This window comes from Brevundimonas sp. CURTG3B2_SDJG (genome assembly GCF_057364705.1).
This window is the reverse complement of the sequence record NZ_JBNFOJ010000508.1, coordinates 1-1,091: the sequence shown is the minus strand read 5'-3', so window position 1 is coordinate 1,091 and position 1,091 is coordinate 1. Positions and strand designations below refer to the sequence as shown.

General features: G+C 70.7%; 1 protein-coding gene and 1 pseudogene. One reads left to right on the top strand and one right to left on the bottom strand.

Annotated elements, in window-relative coordinates; all coding sequences use genetic code 11:
* A pseudogene (locus AC2W7C_RS18300) lies at positions 1–206 on the bottom strand (hypothetical protein); the annotation flags it as partial.
* Positions 207–426: 220 nt separating this feature from the next.
* On the opposite strand from AC2W7C_RS18300, the gene AC2W7C_RS18295 reads away from it, so the two are divergent.
* Positions 427–999, top strand: a complete 573-nt coding sequence (locus AC2W7C_RS18295; protein ID WP_486002619.1) for an OmpA family protein — start codon at positions 427–429, stop codon at positions 997–999.
* The last annotated feature ends 92 nt before the right edge of the window (positions 1,000–1,091 follow it).

Below are 1,091 nucleotides of genomic sequence, written 5' to 3'. Positions count from 1 at the left end.
CGCGGGGCGGCGGCGGAGGCGGCGGGGGGAGGAGGGGGCGGATCGATCAAGGTGACCAGAATCGGCTCGGGCGGCGCGTCGGGGGCCGGCGCCGGCGGGACCGGAAGGGACAGCAGCAGCAGAGGCACGCCCAGGTGCAGAGCCACGCTGATCGCGCCCGCTAGCCACCGCCGACGCGAGCCGGCCTTGCGTCCCTCTCCGCCCATGAAAACTCCACGCTGCACCCGTCCGCCCGCGGGGACGATCCAGAGCGTCCGTGTCAGGATCGTGGCGCCCGGTTTTCGAAAAGCTTGGCTATTACAATGGTCAAGCTGCCGGAATCCCGCCTCAGAGACGTCATGAGACCGCCGTGTCTCCCACCGTAGCTGTCATCTTCGGGGATCAACCCGGGGGAAAGGGCGCCCCCGTGACGAATGGAGACTGACCTTGAATCGATCGAAACTCCGGCTCGCGGCCGTGACCGGCGTGATCCTGTCCGTTGGCGTCGCCGCCAGCGGCTGCGCCAGCCACCGCTTCGTGCGCGACCAGACCGCTCTGGTCGACGCCCGGGTGACCGAGGTCGACACGCGCGTCACCGGCGTGGAAGGAACCGCCGGCCAGGCCCTGGAGCGCGCCAACGCCGCCCACAAGCTGGCCGAGGGCAAGTTCCTGTACGAAGTCGTCCTGTCGGACGATTCGGTGAAGTTCCCGACCAACCGGCACGCCCTGTCGCCCGAGGCCGAGCAGCGCCTGGCCGAACTGGCCCAGCGCCTGAAGAGCGAGAACCGCAACGTCTATCTGGAGATCCAGGGCTACACCGACGCCAGCGGGGACGCGGCCTACAACGAGGAGCTGGGCGCCGCCCGCGCCGAGGCGGTTCGCCGCTCGCTGAGCCGTCAGGGCATCGCCCTGAACCGCATGGCGACGATCTCGTACGGCGAAGAGGCGCCGGTCGCGCCCAACAACACCGCCGAGGGCCGCGCCCAGAACCGGCGCGTGGCGATCGTCGTCCTGACCTGACCGATCCCGGCGGCCGCCTCTCGCAGGGGCGGCCGTCGCTATCGCCGGCCGGCCGTTCGCGCGGACCGGCCTAGCGTTTCCGGAAACGCGAC